The 17,767-nt window shown below is 71.5% G+C and carries 18 protein-coding genes; 12 read left to right on the top strand and 6 right to left on the bottom strand.

The annotated features are described in order from the left end of the window. Positions 1 to 6: 6 nt before the first annotated feature. On the bottom strand, positions 7 to 816 hold the full coding sequence (gene qcrC, locus AB4091_RS14435; protein ID WP_442292441.1) for a cytochrome bc1 complex diheme cytochrome c subunit: 810 nt from the start codon (positions 814 to 816) through the stop codon (positions 7 to 9). Positions 817 to 889: 73 nt separating this feature from the next. Then, positions 890 to 1,552 carry an aa3-type cytochrome oxidase subunit III gene (ctaE, locus tag AB4091_RS14430; RefSeq protein WP_442292440.1) on the bottom strand — a complete coding sequence of 221 codons (663 nt, stop codon included), beginning with the start codon at positions 1,550 to 1,552 and terminating at the stop codon, positions 890 to 892. Between the two features lie 237 nt (positions 1,553 to 1,789). Here ctaE and AB4091_RS14425 point away from each other — a divergent pair, with 237 nt between their 5' ends. Both AB4091_RS14425 and trpD read left to right on the top strand, forming a co-directional pair. Next, positions 1,790 to 2,260, top strand: coding sequence for a response regulator transcription factor (locus AB4091_RS14425; protein ID WP_442292439.1), 471 nt, complete (start codon positions 1,790 to 1,792; stop codon positions 2,258 to 2,260). Between the two features lie 2 nt (positions 2,261 to 2,262). Further along, positions 2,263 to 3,312 (top strand): anthranilate phosphoribosyltransferase, encoded by a 1,050-nt coding sequence (gene trpD / locus AB4091_RS14420; protein WP_442292438.1) that lies wholly within the window; start codon positions 2,263 to 2,265, stop codon positions 3,310 to 3,312. A 350-nt stretch (positions 3,313 to 3,662) separates the two neighbouring features. On the opposite strand, the gene AB4091_RS14415 is transcribed toward trpD, so the two are convergent. Together AB4091_RS14415 and AB4091_RS14410 are read right to left on the bottom strand one after the other, a co-directional pair. Beyond that, positions 3,663 to 3,947 (bottom strand): Lrp/AsnC family transcriptional regulator, encoded by a 285-nt coding sequence (locus AB4091_RS14415; RefSeq protein ID WP_442292437.1) that lies wholly within the window; start codon positions 3,945 to 3,947, stop codon positions 3,663 to 3,665. A 50-nt stretch (positions 3,948 to 3,997) separates the two neighbouring features. Further along, a complete protein-coding gene (locus tag AB4091_RS14410) occupies positions 3,998 to 5,809 on the bottom strand; it encodes a DEDD exonuclease domain-containing protein (protein WP_442292436.1) in 1,812 nt (603 codons plus the stop codon). Between the two features lie 190 nt (positions 5,810 to 5,999). On the opposite strand from AB4091_RS14410, the gene AB4091_RS14405 reads away from it, so the two are divergent. Continuing rightward, positions 6,000 to 6,356, top strand: a complete 357-nt coding sequence (locus AB4091_RS14405) for a hypothetical protein (protein WP_442292435.1) — start codon at positions 6,000 to 6,002, stop codon at positions 6,354 to 6,356. Between the two features lie 49 nt (positions 6,357 to 6,405). Further along, positions 6,406 to 7,833, top strand: coding sequence for a hypothetical protein (locus AB4091_RS14400; protein ID WP_442292434.1), 1,428 nt, complete (start codon positions 6,406 to 6,408; stop codon positions 7,831 to 7,833). A 35-nt stretch (positions 7,834 to 7,868) separates the two neighbouring features. Here the strand turns inward: AB4091_RS14400 and AB4091_RS14395 are convergent, their stop codons facing one another. After that, complete coding sequence (locus AB4091_RS14395) at positions 7,869 to 9,659, bottom strand: AMP-dependent synthetase/ligase (protein ID WP_442292433.1); 1,791 nt, start codon at positions 9,657 to 9,659, stop codon at positions 7,869 to 7,871. Positions 9,660 to 9,867: 208 nt separating this feature from the next. Here AB4091_RS14395 and AB4091_RS14390 point away from each other — a divergent pair, with 208 nt between their 5' ends. The 4 genes from AB4091_RS14390 to AB4091_RS14375 are packed head-to-tail and all read left to right on the top strand — an operon-like array spanning position 9,868 to position 12,515. Then, positions 9,868 to 10,311, top strand: a complete 444-nt coding sequence (locus AB4091_RS14390; protein ID WP_442292432.1) for an SRPBCC family protein — start codon at positions 9,868 to 9,870, stop codon at positions 10,309 to 10,311. Positions 10,312 to 10,317: 6 nt separating this feature from the next. Next, the gene (locus AB4091_RS14385) at positions 10,318 to 10,800 is read left to right on the top strand and encodes a hypothetical protein (RefSeq protein ID WP_442292431.1); all 483 of its coding nucleotides are present in this window, start codon (positions 10,318 to 10,320) and stop codon (positions 10,798 to 10,800) included. Then, positions 10,797 to 11,765, top strand: coding sequence for an ROK family glucokinase (locus AB4091_RS14380; RefSeq protein ID WP_442292430.1), 969 nt, complete (start codon positions 10,797 to 10,799; stop codon positions 11,763 to 11,765). The genes AB4091_RS14385 and AB4091_RS14380 overlap by 4 nt, the downstream gene beginning before the upstream one ends. 39 nt (positions 11,766 to 11,804) lie before the next feature. Then, positions 11,805 to 12,515 (top strand): endonuclease/exonuclease/phosphatase family protein, encoded by a 711-nt coding sequence (locus tag AB4091_RS14375; protein ID WP_442292429.1) that lies wholly within the window; start codon positions 11,805 to 11,807, stop codon positions 12,513 to 12,515. On the opposite strand, the gene AB4091_RS14370 is transcribed toward AB4091_RS14375, so the two are convergent. Then, complete coding sequence (locus tag AB4091_RS14370) at positions 12,512 to 13,168, bottom strand: hypothetical protein (RefSeq protein ID WP_442292428.1); 657 nt, start codon at positions 13,166 to 13,168, stop codon at positions 12,512 to 12,514. The genes AB4091_RS14375 and AB4091_RS14370 overlap by 4 nt on opposite strands. Positions 13,169 to 13,353: 185 nt before the next feature. On the opposite strand from AB4091_RS14370, the gene AB4091_RS14365 reads away from it, so the two are divergent. The 4 genes from AB4091_RS14365 to AB4091_RS14350 all read left to right on the top strand — a co-directional run bounded on the left by AB4091_RS14365 (position 13,354) and on the right by AB4091_RS14350 (position 17,762). Beyond that, complete coding sequence (locus AB4091_RS14365; RefSeq protein ID WP_442292427.1) at positions 13,354 to 14,250, top strand: lysophospholipid acyltransferase family protein; 897 nt, start codon at positions 13,354 to 13,356, stop codon at positions 14,248 to 14,250. A 4-nt stretch (positions 14,251 to 14,254) separates the two neighbouring features. Continuing rightward, positions 14,255 to 15,553 (top strand): MacS family sensor histidine kinase, encoded by a 1,299-nt coding sequence (gene macS, locus AB4091_RS14360; RefSeq protein ID WP_442292426.1) that lies wholly within the window; start codon positions 14,255 to 14,257, stop codon positions 15,551 to 15,553. A gap of 17 nt (positions 15,554 to 15,570) precedes the next feature. Next, positions 15,571 to 16,269, top strand: a complete 699-nt coding sequence (locus AB4091_RS14355; RefSeq protein ID WP_442292572.1) for a response regulator — start codon at positions 15,571 to 15,573, stop codon at positions 16,267 to 16,269. A 110-nt stretch (positions 16,270 to 16,379) separates the two neighbouring features. Then, a complete protein-coding gene (locus AB4091_RS14350; protein WP_442292571.1) occupies positions 16,380 to 17,762 on the top strand; it encodes a class II 3-deoxy-7-phosphoheptulonate synthase in 1,383 nt (460 codons plus the stop codon). Positions 17,763 to 17,767: the final 5 nt, after the last annotated feature.

The following is a 17,767-nucleotide window of genomic DNA, read 5'->3' as shown; positions in this document are numbered from 1 at the left end:
GCGTGGTCATGCGGCCTTCTTGCCCAGCCAGACGGCACAGCCGATGAGGATGCCGAGGGCGAAGACCCAGGCGAACAGGCCCTCGGAGACGGGGCCGAGGTTGCCGAGCGTGAGGCCACCGACGTTCGTCTGCGACTCCTGGGCCTTGAGGTAGGAGATGACCTTCTGCTTCGCCTCGGGCGTCAGGTTCGTGTCGTTGAAGACGGGCATCGACTGGGGGCCGCTGACCATCGCCTCGTAGATGTGCTTGGGCGTCGTCTCGTCGAGGGCCGGGGCGTACTTGCCGCGGGTCAGGGCGCCGCCGGCGCCGGCGAAGTTGTGGCACATGGCGCAGTTGACGCGGAAGATCTCGCCGCCCTCGGCGATCGCCTTGTTGTTCTCGGCGGTGCCGGGCTCGATGACGGTCGTCCACTTGTTCTCGGGGACGGCCGGGCCGGGGCCGAGGGAGGCGACGTAGGCGGCGAGGGCGCCGATCTGCGTGTCGTCGAACTTCACCTTGTTGACGGGGGCCTGGACGTTGGGCCCGGCGAGCGGCATACGGCCGGTGCCGACCTGGAAGTCGACCGACGCGGCACCGACGCCCACGAGGGACGGGCCCGACTTGGTGCCCTGGGCGTTGAGGCCGTGGCAGGTGGCGCAGTTGGCCACGAAGAGGTCCTTGCCCTCGGAGACGGCGTCGGCGGCAGCCGTGGGCGCTGCGGCGTTGGCATCCCTGGGCGCCAGGAAGGAGTAGGCGCCACCGGTCACGAGAAGGCCGATCAGCAGCAGCACCGCGATCGCGGCGGGGTGTCGACGTCGGGCGGCCAAGGCGTTCACTGTGGGGTCCTGTCGTCCATGGTGGTGGTGGTCGGGTGCAGCGGGGCGCTCATGCGTGATGCCGGCTCGCGGATCAGCGCAGGATGTAGATGGTCGCGAAGAGGGCGATCCACACGACGTCGACGAAGTGCCAGTAGTACGACGTCACGACGGCGCCGGTGGCGTTGGCGTGCGTGTAACGCCGGGTGGTGAACGTGCGGGCGATGATGAGCAGGAAGGCGATGAGGCCGCCCGTGACGTGCAGGCCGTGGAAGCCGGTGGCCATGTAGAACACCGAGCCGTACGCGTCGGAGCTCAACGTCACGTTCTCGTGGACGAGCTCGGAGTACTCCATCACCTGGCCGGCGATGAAGAAGGCACCGAAGAGGTACGTGAGGACGTACCACTCCCGCATGCCCCATCCCTTGAGGTCGAAAAGCCTTCCGGTGCGGGCCTTCTGGCCGCGCTCGGCCTTCCAGACACCGAGCTGGCACCACACGGAGGAGATGACGAGCACGAGGCAGTTGACGCTCGCGAACGGCAGGTTCAGCTTCTCGGTCTGCACGGCCCAGAGGTCGCCACGCACCGAACGGAGCTGGAAGTACACGGCGAACAGACCCGCGAAGAACATGAGCTCCGAGGAGAGCCACACGATGGTGCCGACGGCAACCATGTTGGGGCGGGTCGCCGGTCCGTGGTGGGCCGAAGTCGCTACTGCGCTTGAAGGAACTGCTGATGCTGTCGCCACGTTGGACATTATTCCCACATTCCTGTCCGGCTGTGCGAGGGACCCCCCGCTACGGGGCCGTTTCTCGCGCGGGTGTAGAGGATTCGTGACCATTCCGACACGAACCCTGAACAGCCGTGCTCTGGGCCGTCCGGGAGCCACCCTCCCACGCCGTCAGGCGCCGCCCTCGCCGGGGTCCCGCGACCCCGTCCCGAGGGCCGGGAGGTCCCTGCGGTGCGGCGCGACCTGCCCGGTAGCATCAGGCGCATGACCGCCTCGAACGACAGCGCAGCGCAGGGAACGTCCACCGAGATCGCGACGACCGCCGAGTCGACCAGCCGGGTGGCGAAGGTGAGCGTGCTGCTCTACAGCGACGACTTCACCACGCGTGACGCCGTCCGCGCGGCCGTGGGCCGCCGACCTGCCAAGGACGTCGAGGTGATCCGCTGGCACGAGTGCGCCACTGCCGACGCCGTGGTCTCGACGGTCGACTCCGAGCGCTTCGACATCCTCGTGCTCGACGGCGAGGCGGCGAAGGTCGGGGGCCTCGGTCTCGCCCGCCAGCTGAAGAACGAGATCTTCGAGTGCCCGCCGATCATCGTGCTCACCGGCCGCCCTCAGGACAGCTGGCTCGCGGCGTGGTCTCAGGCCGACCTGGCCGTCCCGCACCCGCTCGACCCGATCGCGCTGACGTCGGCCATCGCCACGCTCGCCCGCGCGGGCGTGCCCACGGCCTGATCGTGGGTCAGGACGACACCACCTGGTCAGGCCTGTTGACCGACCTGATCGCAGGTCGGGACCTCGACCGCCCCACGGCCGAGTGGGCCATGAACCAGATCATGGAGGGTGAGGCGACGCCGTCGCAGGTCGCGGGCTTCCTCGTCGGCCTGCGGGCCAAGGGCGAGAGCATCGACGAGATGCGTGGCCTGGCCGAGCAGATGCTCGCCCACGCGCGGCGCATCGAGGTGCCCGGCCCGAGCCTCGACATCGTCGGCACCGGGGGCGACCGCGCCCACACCGTGAACATCTCGACGATGTCCTCGATGGTGGCCGCCGCCGCCGGCGTGCGCCTCGTCAAGCACGGCAACCGGGCCGCCTCCTCGTCGTCCGGTTCGGCCGACGTGCTCGAGGCGCTCGGCATCGACCTGTCCCTCCCGCCCGAACGGGTCGTCGAGGTCGCCGACGAGGCGGGCATCACCTTCTGCTTCGCCCAGACCTTCCACCCTTCGTTCCGTCACACGGCCGTGCCGCGACGCGACCTCGGCGTCGGCACCGCGTTCAACTTCCTCGGGCCGCTCACCAACCCGGCACAGCCGACGTATGCCGCCGTGGGCTGCGCCGACGCCCGCATGGCGCCGCTGCTGGCGGGGGTCTTCGCCGACCGCGGCAAGGACGCCGCCGTGTTCCGCGGCGACGACGGTCTCGACGAGGTCACCGTCTCCACCACGACACACGTGTGGTGGGTTCGCGCGGGCGCCGTGACCGAGCGCTCCGTGGACCCCACCCGGCTCGGGCTCGAGCTGCACCCCATCGAAGCCCTGCGCGGCGGCGACGCCGCTCACAACGCCGGGGTCGTGCGCGAGACGTTCGCCGGGGCCGCCGGTGCGGTGCGCGACGCCGTGCTGCTCAACGCGGGCATCGCCCTTGCCCTGACCCGACCCGACTCGGGCACGTCGTCCTCCGACTTCGACGCAGACCTCCGCGCAGGCATGGCACTCGCGGCCGAGGCCATCGACACCGGCGCCGCGGCGGCTCTCGTCGAGCGCTGGGTGGCGGCGACCTCCCGCTGACTCAGGGCCCGGCAGGGCCCACGCAGCGGGTCGTCCCGGCATCGACCAGGTGACGCCCCGTGGGGTCTAGCGTCGTGGTCATGCGCTTCCTCATCGACATCGACCTGGACGCCGTCACCGGAGCTCCCTAGCAGGAGGTCGGTCGGATCCTGCGCTTCTGGGCCGGCGCGCTCAAGCAGATGGAGCTGGAGCCCGGCACCGAGCACGAGCTCTCCGACTCCGAGTACAAGGTGGTCGGGCACCTCAGGGTGACCGGCTGAGCAGGGTCGGCCCCGCGCTCGAGGCTTCGACCGCCCGCTCGACCACCGGCTCGACCATCCGCTCGACCAGGCGCTGGGCCGTTCGCTCGGCTACTCGCCTTCGAGGCCGAGGCTGAAGGCCGCCTCGAGGTCGTGCGAGGAGTAGGTCCTGAAGGCGATGTGCGTCGAGGTGCCGACGATGCCCTGGACCTTGTTGAGCTGGTCGGCGATGACGTCGGCGAACTCCTCGTGCGCCTTGACCCGCACCATGGCAATGAGGTCGGCATCGCCGGTCACGGAGTAGACCTCGGACACGGCGGGGATCTCGGCGATGGCCTCGGCCACCTCGGGGATCCGGTCGACCTCGCAGCTGATCATGACGATGGCGGTGATCACGAGGACACCCTAGCCGTAGCGCCCGCAGGCGATCGGGCGCCTAGCTGTACCTAGCCGGCGCGGCGCAGGCCGGCGCGCCGACCGCCGCCCGCGCCGCGGCCACCACGACTGGAGTGCCCACCGACGGCGCGCCCCGAGGGCAGGGCCGCGGCCACGTCGTCGTCGAAGCCGACGACGTCGCGTGCGGAGGCGACGGCGGGCTCGAGCTCGCTGCGCACGGACCCCGCGCCGCCCACCGGGCAGGTCCAGAGACCGTCGAGCTCGACGATGCGCACGCCTGGCGCCTCGAGCCAGCGCAGCAGGATCTCGGTCTCCTCGGTCAACGCGGACGGCCGGTCGGACGTCGGTGGCGGCACGACCTCAGCCGTTGCCTGCATGGAGGCCACGAAGGGCATCGGGTCGGCGCCGCGGGGGCTGACGGCGGTGCCGGCGAGGCGTCCGTGGCGGATCGTGACGAGCTCCCAGCCTCCGGCGTCACTGCGCCGGGCCGCGACGATCTCGGGGGATCGCGTCAGGGGAGCGAGCCGCTGGGCCCGGGCGGCACCGCGGACCAGCTGCAGGAACCGGTCGCGCACGCGGGCGGCGTCCTCGAAGCGCTCCTGCGAGGCGAGCTCCTCCAGTCGGGCGCGAAGCAGCTCGGCGCCAGGCCTGGCGTTGCCGGTGAAGATCGCGCGGCAGTCGGCGACGACGACGGCGTAGTCGCCCTCGGACTGGGCGCCGGTGCAGGGGGCGCCGCAGCGGCCCATGTCGGCGAGCGCGCAAGCCGTGCCACGACCGGTGAGCCGGCCGGTGCACTGGCGCAGCGGGACCACCTCGTGGACCGCGTCGACCGCGGCCTGGGCGGTGGCCCTGGAACGGAACGGGCCGATGTAGTGGGCGTCGTCGTCGCGGACCTGCTTGACGATGGACAGTCGGGGAAACCGTTCTTGGGTGAGCTTGACCCACACCACCTTGCGGCCGTCCTTGGACCGCCGGTTGAAGCGCGGCTTGTGCTCGTCGATGAGGCGCAGCTCGCGCACCTGGGCCTCGAGCGGGGTCTGGCAGACGATCGGGTGGACGACGTGTGCCAGCCGCACCATCTCGGCCATCCGGCTGCGCTGCTCCGAGGCGGTGAAGTAGGTGCGCACGCGGGTGCGGATGTCGCGGCTCGTGCCGACGTAGAGGACGCGGTCGGTGCCGTCCTTGAAGAGGTAGACCCCCGGGGAGCTGGGCAGTGGGTCGGCCAGGAAGCGCTTGCGCCGCTGCGACGGGGTGACGCGAGAGCTGTAGCTGGAGAGCTCCTCGAGCGTGTGGACGCCGAGGTTGCCGACACGCTCCATGAGGCCGTGGAGGACGTCCACGGTGGCCCGGGCGTCGTGCAGTGCGCGGTGGTCGGGGGTGGTGGGGGATCCGAACACCTGGGCCAGGGAGGCGAGCCGGTGGTTGGGCGACTCGTCGCGCACGACGAGCTGCCGGGCCAGCTGGAGGGTGTCGAGCACGGCGAATCCCGGCCAGGGCGAGCCGACGCGGGCAGCGGCGGCTTTGAGGAAGCCGATGTCGAAGCCGGCGTTGTGCGCCACGAGGACACTGCCGGCGGCGAACTCGAGGAAGGCGGGGAGCGCGCTCTCGATGCGGGGGGCGTCGCGCACCATCGTGTCGGTGATGCCGGTGAGCACCGAGATGAACGCCGGGATGGGCTCCGCCGGGTTGACCAGCGTCTGGAACTCGCCGAGCACCTCGCCGCCGCGCACCTTGACGGCCCCGATCTCGGTGATGCCGCACTGCGCGGGGGTGCCGCCGGTGGTCTCGAGGTCGACGACGACGAAGGTGACGCCGGCAAGTGAGGTGCCGAGGTCGTCGAACGTCGCCTGGATCGCCTGCATGTCCCTGACGGTAGGCGGGGCCGCCGACATCGACTCGGAGGCGCGGCGTCCGCCCCTCGAAAGACCTGGTCCGGTCGGCTCGCGCTGGGGCCGCACCCGCGTTCGGAGGGTGCCCGGCTCGGTCGTGGCCGCGTGCTGTCGGTGGGGGCCCTTAGCGTCTACCACGACAGATCGCAACGAGAGACAAAGGGTGGAAACAGAGATGATGCTCGTCGACTGCCAGACCTGCCCGGTGCGGGACGTCCACTGCGCTGACTGCATGGTGACGGCGCTGCACGCGACCCCGTTCCGACCGACTGTTCGACCGACCGGCCCCGAACGCCTCGACCTCGCCGCCACCGCGCCCACCGCGCCCACCATGTCCACGACGCCCCTGGCACCCCCGGCACCCGGCACAGCGCCGCTCGACCGCGCCGAGCGCCGCGCCGTGTCGGCCTTCCTCGCCGCCGGGCTGGTCACCACCACGACCGCCAACGCTGCTCGCGCCGAGCTCGACCAGGAGGTGGGGGCCCGCGCGCAGCTCCACCGCCGACGATGGGCCGTCTGACCGGGACCGGGCCGTCCTCCTCGGAGCGCTGGCGTGGCACGATGACGCGGTGCCGAGCCAGACCCACCGACTGACGGCAGCCACGAGGCGGCCGGCCCTCTCGGCGTCCGTCGTCGCGGTACTCGCCGGTCTCGCGCTGACAGCGTGCACGGCCGGCCCGTCCACGCTCGACGGTGCGCCTGACGTCGCGTCGTCGGCGTCGTCGGCGTCGTCGGCGTCGTCCGAGTCGTCCGAGTCGTCCGCGGCGGTCGGCGCGACCACCCGGCAGGGCACGCCCGACACGGGGATCGCTCCTGAGCAGTGGGCATCCGCGAGGCAGCAGTCCGTCACGGCGCTGGTCCGGGGCCGGCTCGCGGCTGCGCAGCGCGGCGACGAGGTCGGGTGGCTGTCGCCGCTCGGCGGCTCGTCGCGGGCGGCACTGCGACGCACGCAGGCAGCCGTGCTCCAGCGGATGACCGCCATCGGGGTCGACGACCTCCGACTCGGCTCGGTGCGCGAGACGACAGCTCCGGTGCCGGCTCCCGCGGGCACGTCCGTCGAGTGGGACGTCAGGGTCAGCCTCACCTACAGGATCCGCGGGTTCGACACCGCGTCCCGAGCCTTCGACCTCGACCTCACCCTGAAGGCTGACCCGGCGGCGCCGGAGCGTCCGGAGATCAGCGCGAGCGCGCCGTCAGGGCGCCCGCAGCCCTGGGACCTCGAGGGCCTGAAGGTCCGGCGGTCACCGACCGCCCTCGTGCTCGCCGTCGGCGACGTGTCGCGCGTCGACGAGATCACCCGCCGCGCACGCACGGCGGCCGCACGGGTCGCCACGGTGTGGGGCACCGCTCGTCCCGCGGTCTGGATCGCTCCCGCCAGCGACGTCGACGCCGGCCGTCTGCTCGGACGGAGCGCCGAGCCGGACGGCCTCGGTGGCGTTGCCGCAGCAACCGACGGGCCGCTGACGCCCGGCGAACCGGCCGGCGCGGACCGCATCATCCTCGTGCCCAAGGCCTGGACGTCGCTCCGGCCGGACGGGCGTGACGTGGTCATGACCCACGAGCTGACCCACGTCACCGTCCGCGGCTCGACCACACGCGGCGTGCCGGTGTGGCTCTCGGAAGGTTTCGCCGAGCTGGTCGCCTACACGCCCATCGACCTACCCGAGAAGGTGGTGGTCGCTCCGGCGGTCACGCTGGTCCGAACCACGGGGATGCCCTCAGCCTTGCCCAGGGACGACGACTTCGCGCCGGGCACCCAGACCCTCCAGGCGGCATACGGCCTCTCTCTGCTGGCCGTGCGCACCTTGGCCGACGCGCACGGCACCCGCGCCGTCGTCGACCTCTACCGTGCGGCGGCCGGCGGGTTGGCGGTGCCGACCGACCGCATCGACGACCGCGAAGGCATCGTCGACGACGCCCTGAGGAGCACCATCGGCACGACGCGAGACCGTCTCGTCAAGGACTGGCAGGAGCGGTTGCGCAGTCTGCTGGGCTGAGCGAGCCGCTGCGCCGAGCGGTCAGTTGCGTCTGCTCAGGAGTAGAGCGCGTCGACCTCGTCGGAGAAGTCCTTCATGACGACGTTGCGCTTGAGCTTGAGCGACGGCGTGAGGTAGCCGTTGGCCTCGGTGAAGTCGCCGGGCAGCACGGCGAACTTGCGGATGGACTCCGCCTTCGAGACGGCCTCGTTGGCGCGGTCGACGGCCTCCTGCAGGGCCTCCAGGACCTTGGGGTTCGAGCGGGCCTGCTCGAGGGAGACGTCCTCGAGGCCGTGCGTCTTCGCCCAGAGCGGCCACATCTCGTCGTCGAGGGTCAGGAGCACGCCGATGAACGGCTTCTGGTCGCCGACGACGATGCACTGCGACACGAGCGGGTGGGAGCGCAGGCGGTCCTCCAGCACGGCCGGGGCGACGTTCTTGCCGCCCGCCGTCACGAGGATCTCCTTCTTGCGCCCGGTGATGCGGAGGTAGCCGTCGTCGTCCATCTCGCCGATGTCGCCGGTGTGGAACCAGCCGTCGACGAGGGCGTCGGCCGTGGCGGTCGGGTTGTCGAGGTAGCTGCTGAAGACGCCGACGCCCTTGAGCAGCACCTCGCCGTCATCGGCGATGCGGATGCCGGTGCCCGGCAGCGGCGGCCCGACCGTGCCGATCTTGATGCGGTCGGGCGTGTTGACGGCCACCGGGGCGGTCGTCTCGGTGAGCCCGTAGCCCTCGAGGATGACGACGCCGATGCCGCGGTAGAAGTGACCCAGGCGGGTGCCGAGGGGCGCGCCGCCGGAGACCGCGTAGCGGACCTTGCCCCCCATGGCGGCCCGTAGCTTGCCGTAGACGAGCCGGTCGAAGATCGCGTGCTGCACGCGAAGACCCAGACCGGGACCGCCGGTGTCGAGGGCCTCGCTGTAGGCGATGGCGACGGTGGCGGCGCGGAGGAAGATCTTGCCCTTGCCGTCGGCGGACGCCTTGGCCTCCGCGGAGTTGAAGATCTTCTCGAACACGCGTGGCACGGCCAGGACGAAGGTCGGCTGGAAGCCGGCGAAGTCGTCGAGGAGGGTCTTGATGTCGGCCGAGTGGCCCATGCGTGCCTTGCCGGTCACGCACAGCACCTCGATGAACCGGGCGAAGACGTGGGCGAGCGGCAGGAACAGCAAGGTCGACGCGTTGTCGGTGAGGACGACCTGACCGAGCTTCTCGATGGCGTTCTCGGCGAGGTCGAGGAAGTTTCCGTGGGTCAGCTCGCAGCCCTTGGGGCGCCCGGTGGTGCCCGAGGTGTAGATGATCGTCGCGAGCGAACCGCGGGCGAGGCCGGCGCGGCGCTCGTCGAGGGCGGCGTCGCTGATCTCGCGGCCCTTCTCGCGCAGCGCATCGAGCCCACCGCCGTCGATGGTGACGATGTCGCGCAGGGACGGGAGGTCGCTGCGGACCTGCTCGACGACGGAGCGGTGCGCCTCGGTCTCGACGACAGCGAGGTGGGAGTCTGAGTTCGAGAGGATCCACTGCACCTGCTCGGCCGAGGAGGTCTCGTAGATCGGGACCACGACGGCTCCAGCGCTCCACGCGGCGAAGTCGACCAGGGTCCACTCGTAGCGGGTGCGCGACATGAGGGCCACGCGGTCGCCGGGGTTGATGCCCGAGGCGACGAGGCCCTTGGCGACGGCCGCGACGTCGGCGGCGAACTGCGACCACGTGACGTGCGTCCAGCCGCCTGAAGGGGTCTTGCGCGAGAACGCGGTCTCGCCGCCGGACTCCTTGGCGTTGCGTGCCGGGAGGTCGGCGAGGCTGCCCTCCGTCGTGACGGGGGCAAGTGCTGCGACGACGTTGTCCTTCACTGTCACTCCTGATCGCGTGGGGAAAGCTGTGCTGCACCTTACCGAGCGGTAACTGCCCGGGCCACGTCGTGAAGGTCACAGCGGCATCCGGGGGATAGGCCGGCCCCTGAGGCGGCAGCCGACCACATCCTCGCACGCGGCCGACGCGCCGTGACAGGCGTCCGGTCATGCACCGTGGTGCTGCGGGTGACGCGATAGCCTTCGGCGCATGGCCGATCGCACGGAGTCCTCCATCGTCATCGACGCACCTCCTGGTGAGGTGCTCGACGTCATCGCGGACTTCGAGGCCTACCCGGAGTGGGCGGGCGAGGTGAAGGACGTCTCGGTGCTCGCCGAGGAGGGCGACGGCTGGGCCGACCAGGTGCAGTTCACGCTCGACGCGGGCGCCATCAAGGACACCTACGTGCTCGACTACGAGTGGGACGTCGTCGAGGACGGCACCGGCGTCATCTCCTGGTCGCTCGTGTCGGCTCAGGTGCTCAAGGCCATGAACGGCTCCTACACGCTGGCCGGCGACGGCACCGGCACCAAGGTCACCTACCGCCTCGCGGTCGACGTCAAGATCCCGATGATCGGGCTGCTCAAGCGCAAGGCGGAGAAGGTCATCGTCGACACGGCGCTCAAGGAGCTGAAGAAGCGCGTCGAGGCCTGAGCGACGGTGACACCCCATGACGCGCCCGGGTCGGAGTCCCGGCCGGGCACCGTGTCCGAGGAGGCGGCGCTCCTCGTCGACCTGCTGTCCCAGCGCGGCTGGGGAGGCTCCTCGCGTATGCCGTCAGCCCCCTCGGAGGGCCACGGACATTCCGCCGGTGGCTCGGCCGACGAAACGAGCGGACATCCGGCCGGCGCCGCGACCGACGACTCGGGCGACTCGGGCGGCTCGGGCGGCTCGGGCGGCTCGGGCGGCTCGGCGTCGGAGTGCACGTGCGGAGGCACCACCCCGGCGGCCTGCCGGGTCTGCCCGGTCTGCCAGCTGATCGCCTTCGTGCAGCAGGTCAACCCCGACACCATCGACCGGGTCGCCGACTTCGTCGGGTTCGCCGCCACGGCCCTGCGCGACCTCGCGACGGCGCAGCGCGACCGTCGCCCCACGCCCGGCGACGAGCGGGCCGGGGCGACGCACCCGGAGGAGCCCTCATGAGCAGGCGCCTGGCGATCGGCATCGACATCGGCGGCACCAAGGTGGCGGGCGGCGTCGTGGACGAGGCGGGCGTCATCACGCACCGCACCCGCCGCGACACCCCGCACCGTTCGACCTCGCCGGCGGTGGTCGAGAACACCATCGTCGAGTCGGTCGAGGAGCTGCTCAGCCAGGTGGACGAGGACGACGTCGTCGCCGTCGGCATCGGTGCAGCCGGTTTCGTCGCCGAGGACCGCGCGACCGTCGTCTTCGCCCCGCACCTGTCGTGGCGCAACGAGCCACTGCGCGACTCACTGGCCCAGCGAATCGCACTGCCCATCACCGTCGACAACGACGCCAACGCGGCCGCCTGGGCCGAGGCGACGTTCGGGGCCGCCCGGGGTGAGTCGCACGTCGTCGTCATCACCCTCGGCACGGGCATCGGTGGCGCACTCATCATCGACGGCACCGTGCAGCGTGGCCGCCACGGCATCGCCGGCGAGTTCGGCCACATGCAGATCATGCCCGGTGGCGTGCGCTGCGAGTGCGGCAACCGGGGCTGCTGGGAGCAGTACGCCAGCGGCAACGCGCTCGTGCGCGAGGCACGGGCGATGATCGAGGCCGGGTCACCGGTGGTGGCGGACCTGCTGTCCCGGCTCGGCGGCGACGCCACGGCCCTCACCGGGCCGTTCATCACCGAGGCCGCCCGCGACGGCGACCCGACCGCCCGCGAGCTGCTCGCCGACATCGGTCGGTGGCTCGGCATCGGCCTCGCCAACCTCGCCTCGGCCTTCGACCCCGGACTGTTCGTCATCGGTGGAGGCGTCAGCGCCGCCGACGAGATGCTCATCGGCCCGGCCCGAGAGGCCTTCCGGCGGCAGCTGCCCGGCCGCGGCTACCGGCCCGAGGCGAAGATCGTGCGTGCCGTGCTCGGCAGCGATGCGGGACTCATCGGGGCGGCCGAGCTGGCCCGGGCCGGCCACTGACCGGTGTCCGCCGAACGGCCCGGGCACGTCCTGCGGGTCATGAGCTACAACGTGCACGATCTGCGCGACGACACGGTGGCCGCATCCCGGGTGGTCAGGACCGTCGCGCCTGACGTCCTCTGCCTCCAGGAGGTGCCGCGCCGCCTCACGACCGAGATCCGCCTGCCGCGGTTCGCCCGGGCCTGCGGCATGGCGTGGGGACGAGGCCGCCTCGGCACCGGAGGCACCGCGGTGCTCGTGAGTCCACGCGTGGTCCTCGTCGGACGCAGCCGCGGGCGGCTGCCCGTGCGCTTTCCCGACCGCACCCGCGGGTATGCCGCAGCCGTGGTGACGCTCCCGGGCGCCGCCGGCGCCCGTCATCTCGTGACGGTCGTGAGCGTGCACCTTGGCCTACGGGCCGACGAGCGCGTGCGGCATACGTCGGCGGTCCTCCAGACGTACTCCTCCAGCGGACTCCCGCACCCGGCGTCGTCGCTCGTCGTCGCTGGCGACCTCAACGAAGGCATCGGCGGTCGTGCCTACGCCGTCCTGGCCGACCGGCTACGTCGCGTGGCGGGGGAGAGCGCCACCTTCCCGGCGCACGCACCGACGGCGGCCCTCGACGTCGTCTTCGCGAGCCCCGACCTCGCGGTCGTCGAGGGTGCGCACGTCGCGGTCGCCGACCGCGACCTCTCCCGCGGCTCGGACCACCGGCCGGTGTGGGTCGACCTCGACCTCAGGTGGCCTGCGACGGAGGATGCGTCGGCCTAGACCCGTGTGCCGTCGTCGAAGGGGTCGCGCTCGGTGCCTCCACGAAGGACGAGCAGGACGAAGCCGACGACGACCATGGCGAGCGCGGTGACGACCCACCAACCGCTGCCGTCGCGGTCGAAGAACAGCACGTAGAGCAGGAGCAGCGGGCCGCCCACGAGACCGCCGACGATGGCCCAGAACATCGGGTCGGTCTCGGCGGAGGGGAGGTCGATCTCGGACGGTGGCACGAAGTGGTCGTCGTCGGGGTCGGACGCGTCGAGCAGGGCGTCTGCGTCGTCACGTCGTGGGCTGTTGCCGCGCCAGGCGTGTGAGGTCGTCGGGGCGATGGGCAGCTCCAGCCGCTCCGACCCGTCGGTGGGCGACGGTGAAGGCGTGGAAGGGGTCGAAGGCGTGGATGACGGCGCGGTGGGCGGTGTGGCCTCCGGCCTCTCGGACGGCTGCGCCTCGGGGGCCAGCGGGTCGACCGCGACGGTCTGGGCGGCCGGGTCGGCGCCGTCGGTCAGCGTGCCCGTCGGGTCGCTGCGCGTGGTGCCGTCGGCACCCGGGGTCTCCGTCGAGACCGACGGCGGGGTGCGCTGGGGGTCGGGCGCCTCGTCGTCCCAACCAGCGATGATGCGCTCGAACTCGGCGTCGAGGTCGCGGTCAGCCACGACGGCTCCCAGCGGACGGAGTCGGTGAGCACGCGAGCGCCAGTCGGGGCGTCGGGACGACCGTCGCATGGGTCACGGAAGGGCTCCTCGGGCGAAGCGGCTGGACCTGTCGATCCTCGCATGCGCGGATGTGAGTGCGCGAGTGTCGTAGAGTTCGAGCCGTCACTGTTGGAAGGCGGACGCGGTTGTTCTACTGGTTCCTCAAGACGATCGTCATCGGGCCGATCATCAAGCTCCTCTTCCGTCCGTGGGTCGAGGGGGAGGACAACATCCCCGAAGAGGGCGCCGCGATCTTCGCGAGCAACCACCTGTCCTTCTCCGACTCGATCTTCCTGCCGCTCGTCGTCCCGCGCCGGGTGACGTTCCTGGCCAAGAGCGACTACTTCACCGGTCGCGGCATCAAGGGCCGCCTCACGGCCGCCTTCTTCAAGGGTGTCGGCCAGCTGCCGGTCGACCGGTCAGGCGGCAAGGCGAGCAACGCGGCGCTCAGTTCGGGCCTCAAGGTGCTGCGCCGCGGCGAGATGCTGGGCATCTATCCCGAGGGCACGCGGTCGCCTGACGGCCGGCTCTACCGCGGCCGCACCGGAGTGGCACGGATGGCGCTCGAGGGCAAGGTGAGCGTCATCCCGGTAGCCATGATCGGCACCGACAAGGCGCAGCCCACCGGCAAGGTCATCCCACGCATCATGAGGGTCGGCGTACGTGTCGGGAAGCCCCTCGACTTCTCGCGCTACGAGGGCATGGAGGACGACCGTTTCGTCCTGCGATCGATCACCGACGAGATCATGTACGAGCTGATGCTGCTCTCGGGCCAGGAGTACGTCGACATGTACGCCACGTCGATGAAGGACCGCCTCGTGTCCGCGGCGCGCGCCAAGGCGCGAGAGCTGCAGGAGGCTGCCAAGCCCGGCAGCGCCGCGCCCGAGCTCGAGGCGGCCCTCGATGCGGCGGAGGGCAAGGGCCGGTCGGTCGTCGACACCGACCGGGGTCCGACGGACTCCTCTGTCGTCGCCGACGTCGCCGACGTCGACGTCGACGACGAGGGGGACGAGGGCGACGGCCCGGTCGTGGCGGCGTCCTGATCCCATGAGCGCCCCCCACGACGCCGGCTCGGGTCCCGTCGAGCCGTCATTGACCGTCGTCCCGGGGGCGTCGGAGCAGCCGATCCCAGCTGAACCGGAGCGGGCGACGCACGTCCTCGACGACGAGCACGTGCTCGTTCGCGGCCTGTGGCGAGGCATCGACGTGTTCCGGTGGCTCGCCCTCGTCTACGCGACCTGGGCGGTGTGGGAGCGGCACGGCCAGATCGCCCACCTCGTCGGCGCCGTCGCGGTCCTCGCGGTCCTGACCGTCTGGACCTTGGTCCAGACGCTGCGGCCCATGCGCACGGTCCGTGCCTACACGACCGAGCTCGTGATCGGCTGTGGTGCGATCCTGGCCACGCGCCTCGTCGACGACCCGGACGTCATCACGGGAGGCGCCAAGACCATCCCGTCCATCTGGCCCACGGCCGCCGTCGTCGGGTTCGCCGTCCTGCGCGGCTGGCGAGGTGGCCTGGCGGCCGCGTCCCTCGTGGCGGCGACCTCGTTCGTCGAGGTCGTCCAGCCGACGGCCAACACGATCTCGAACTCGATCTTCGGCCTGCTGCTCGGCGGCTGCATCGGCTACTGCGTCGACCTGGCCCGGGCCAGCCACGAGGTGCTGGCCGAGGCCATGCGGCTCGACGCGGCGCGCAACGAGCGAGACCGTCTCGCACGCACCGTCCACGACGGAGTGCTCCAGACCCTGTCGTTCATCAACCGCCGGGCCTCCGACCTCGGTGGGGAGGCCGCGCGCCTCGGAGCGATGGCGGGGGAGCAGGAGCGCATCCTGCGGACCCTGGTCAGCCAGACCGACCTGGCCGAGGTCGGACGCGCGATCAGCGGTGACGCCGACCTGCGGGTGCTGCTGCGCCACATCGAGCGCACCGGCGTACAGCTGGTGTCACCTGCCGACGCGGTGCTGCTGCCGCGCCGCGTCGCCGACGAGGTCGTCGCCGCGGTCGAGGCCGCCCTCGACAACGTACGCCAGCACGCCGGCGAGAGCGCCCGAGCCTGGGTGCTGCTCGACGACGACGGGAAGGACGTCGCCGTCACGATCCGCGACTCCGGCCGGGGCGTCCCGGCCGGCCGGCTCGCCGAGGCAGTGGGCCAGGGCCGGCTCGGGGTCTCGTCCAGCATCCGCGGGCGGCTCGCCGACCTCGGCGGCACCGCCAGCATTACCTCCGGGGCCGCCGGCGGCACGACCGTCGAGCTGCGTATCCCGAACCAGCGGACGAAGCGACGTCCGAACCGTCACCATGGTGACGAACCGGACACCCGGATCGGTCGCCGAGGAGCACCGTGACGCACCAGGAGGACGCCATGCCCCAGGACGGCAGCACGCCGCCCGAGCACATCCGCGTCGTCGTCGCCGACGACCACCCGATGTGGCGCGACGCCGTGGCGCGCGATCTCGCCGACGCCGGCTTCGAGGTGCTCGCCACGGCGGACGACGGTCGTTCGGCCGTGTCTCGCACCCGAGCCACCGTGCCCGACGTGCTCGTCCTGGACCTGAACCTGCCCGGTCTGACCGGCGCCGAGGTCTGCGCCGCCCTCGCGGAGGCACGTGTGCCCACCCGCATCCTGATCCTCTCGGCGAGCGGCGACCACCAGGACGTCCTCGAAGCCGTCAAGGCCGGGGCCCTGGGCTACCTCGTGAAGTCCGCAGGGCGCGAGGAGTTCCTCGCCGCCGTGCGCGCGACCGCCGCCGGTGAGCCGGTGTTCACGCCGGGGCTGGCCGGCCTCGTCCTCGGCGAGTTCAGACGGGTCAAGGCCGCCGGCGAGGGCATGCCCGACCGGCCCGTTCCCGAGCTGACCGACCGCGAGACCGAGATCCTGAAGTACGTCGCCACCGGCATGGGCTACAAGGAGATCGCGGGGACCCTGTTCCTGTCGCACCGCACCGTCCAGAACCACGTGCAGAACATCTTCGGCAAGCTGCAGATGCACAACCGCGTCGAGCTCGCCCGCTTCGCCATGGAGCGTGGTCTCGACCTCGTGGACCCCACGTCGCCCGCCTGACGGCATACCGGCTCGGGTGGGTCCTGGGCGTTCCCGGGCGTCGCGAAGGTTTCGGGATGCGGACCCGTGGCGGGAGCGCACGTGGTGGCGTCTACGCTTGCGGGGTGAACATGAGGAGCGTCACCGCCGATGTCGGTCTCGAGCCCGTTGACGGGTCCGAGGCCCTCGCCGCCCTCACGGCCGCGGCCACCGAGCTCGAGGCCCAGCAGCAGCCGGCCTGGCCCGACACCGCCGCGCTGTCCGAGGTCATCGAGACGCTCGCCTCGTATCCTCCCCTCGTCTTCGCCGGCGAGTGCGACATCCTCACGGACCGCATGGCCCAGGCCGCCGTCGGCGAGGCCTTCGTGCTGCAGGGCGGCGACTGCGCCGAGACGTTCGCGTCGGCGACCGCCGACAACATCCGCGACCGCATCAAGACGATCCTGCAGATGGCGGCCGTCCTGACCTACGGCGCGTCCGTGCCGGTCGTCAAGATCGGCCGCATGGCCGGGCAGTACGCCAAGCCGCGCAGCTCGACGGTCGAGACCCGCGAGGGCGTGACGCTGCCGGCGTTTCGCGGCGACATGGTCAACGACTTCGCCTTCCACGAGGCGGCCCGCATCCCCGACCCGCAGCGCCTCGTCCGCGCCTACCACGCGAGCTCGGCGACCCTGAACCTCGTGCGCGCCTTCACCACAGGCGGATTCGCCGACCTGCGGCACGTGCACGACTGGAACCGGGGCTTCGTCGCCAACTCCGCCAACGCGCGCTACGAGAAGCTCGCCAAGGACATCGACAAGGCCATGAAGTTCATGGCGGCCTGCGGTGCCGACTTCGACGCCATGCGCACCGTCGAGTTCTTCGCCGCCCACGAGGCGCTGCTGCTCGACTACGAGCGTCCGCTGACCCGCATCGACTCCCGCTCGGGCCGGCTCTACGACACCTCCGGCCACTTCGTCTGGGTCGGCGAGCGGACCCGTCAGCTCGACGGCGCCCACGTCGACTTCGTCTCCCGCATCAGCAACCCGATCGGCGTCAAGCTCGGGCCCAAGGCCGACATCGACGAGGTGCTGCGCCTCATCGACAAGGTCGACCCGAAGCGCACGCCCGGCCGCCTGACGTTCATCACCCGCATGGGGGCCGGCACCATCCGCGACGCGTTGCCCGCGATCGTCGACAAGGTGACGGCGTCCGGTGCCACCGTGACGTGGATCTGCGACCCCATGCACGGCAACACCTTCGAGAGCCCCTCCGGCTACAAGACGCGCGACTTCGAGGACATCGTCGAGGAGGTGCGTGGCTTCTTCGAGGTGCACCAGTCCCTGGGCACGATCCCCGGCGGCATCCACGTCGAGCTCACCGGCAACGACGTCACCGAGTGCCTCGGGGGTGCGGAGAAGATCATCGACTCCGACCTCGAGAAGCGCTACGAGTCCCTGTGCGACCCGCGCCTGAACCACCAGCAGTCGCTCGAGCTCGCGTTCGTCGTCGCCGAGATGCTCGGCCAGGCGTGACCCGC

The sequence above is a fragment of the Terrabacter sp. 2RAF25 genome (assembly GCF_052115265.1).
Taxonomy (GTDB): Bacteria; Actinomycetota; Actinomycetes; order Actinomycetales; family Dermatophilaceae; genus Terrabacter.
Note: the sequence above shows the minus strand (reverse complement) of the source record. Positions and strands in the feature narration are given on the sequence as shown.

What these genes read in the sequence shown, in the direction of transcription:
- ctaE (WP_442292440.1), bottom strand. Translation starts at nt 1,552, where the DNA reads ATGTCCAACGTGGCGACAGCATCAGCAGTTCCTTCAAGCGCAGTAGCG.
- AB4091_RS14355 (WP_442292572.1), top strand. Translation starts at nt 15,571, where the DNA reads ATGCCCCAGGACGGCAGCACGCCGCCCGAGCACATCCGCGTCGTCGTC.
- AB4091_RS14410 (WP_442292436.1), bottom strand. Translation starts at nt 5,809, where the DNA reads ATGCAGGCGATCCAGGCGACGTTCGACGACCTCGGCACCTCACTTGCC.
- AB4091_RS14350 (WP_442292571.1), top strand. Translation starts at nt 16,380, where the DNA reads ATGAGGAGCGTCACCGCCGATGTCGGTCTCGAGCCCGTTGACGGGTCC.
- AB4091_RS14375 (WP_442292429.1), top strand. Translation starts at nt 11,805, where the DNA reads ATGAGCTACAACGTGCACGATCTGCGCGACGACACGGTGGCCGCATCC.
- AB4091_RS14425 (WP_442292439.1), top strand. Translation starts at nt 1,790, where the DNA reads ATGACCGCCTCGAACGACAGCGCAGCGCAGGGAACGTCCACCGAGATC.
- macS (WP_442292426.1), top strand. Translation starts at nt 14,255, where the DNA reads ATGAGCGCCCCCCACGACGCCGGCTCGGGTCCCGTCGAGCCGTCATTG.
- AB4091_RS14380 (WP_442292430.1), top strand. Translation starts at nt 10,797, where the DNA reads ATGAGCAGGCGCCTGGCGATCGGCATCGACATCGGCGGCACCAAGGTG.
- AB4091_RS14390 (WP_442292432.1), top strand. Translation starts at nt 9,868, where the DNA reads ATGGCCGATCGCACGGAGTCCTCCATCGTCATCGACGCACCTCCTGGT.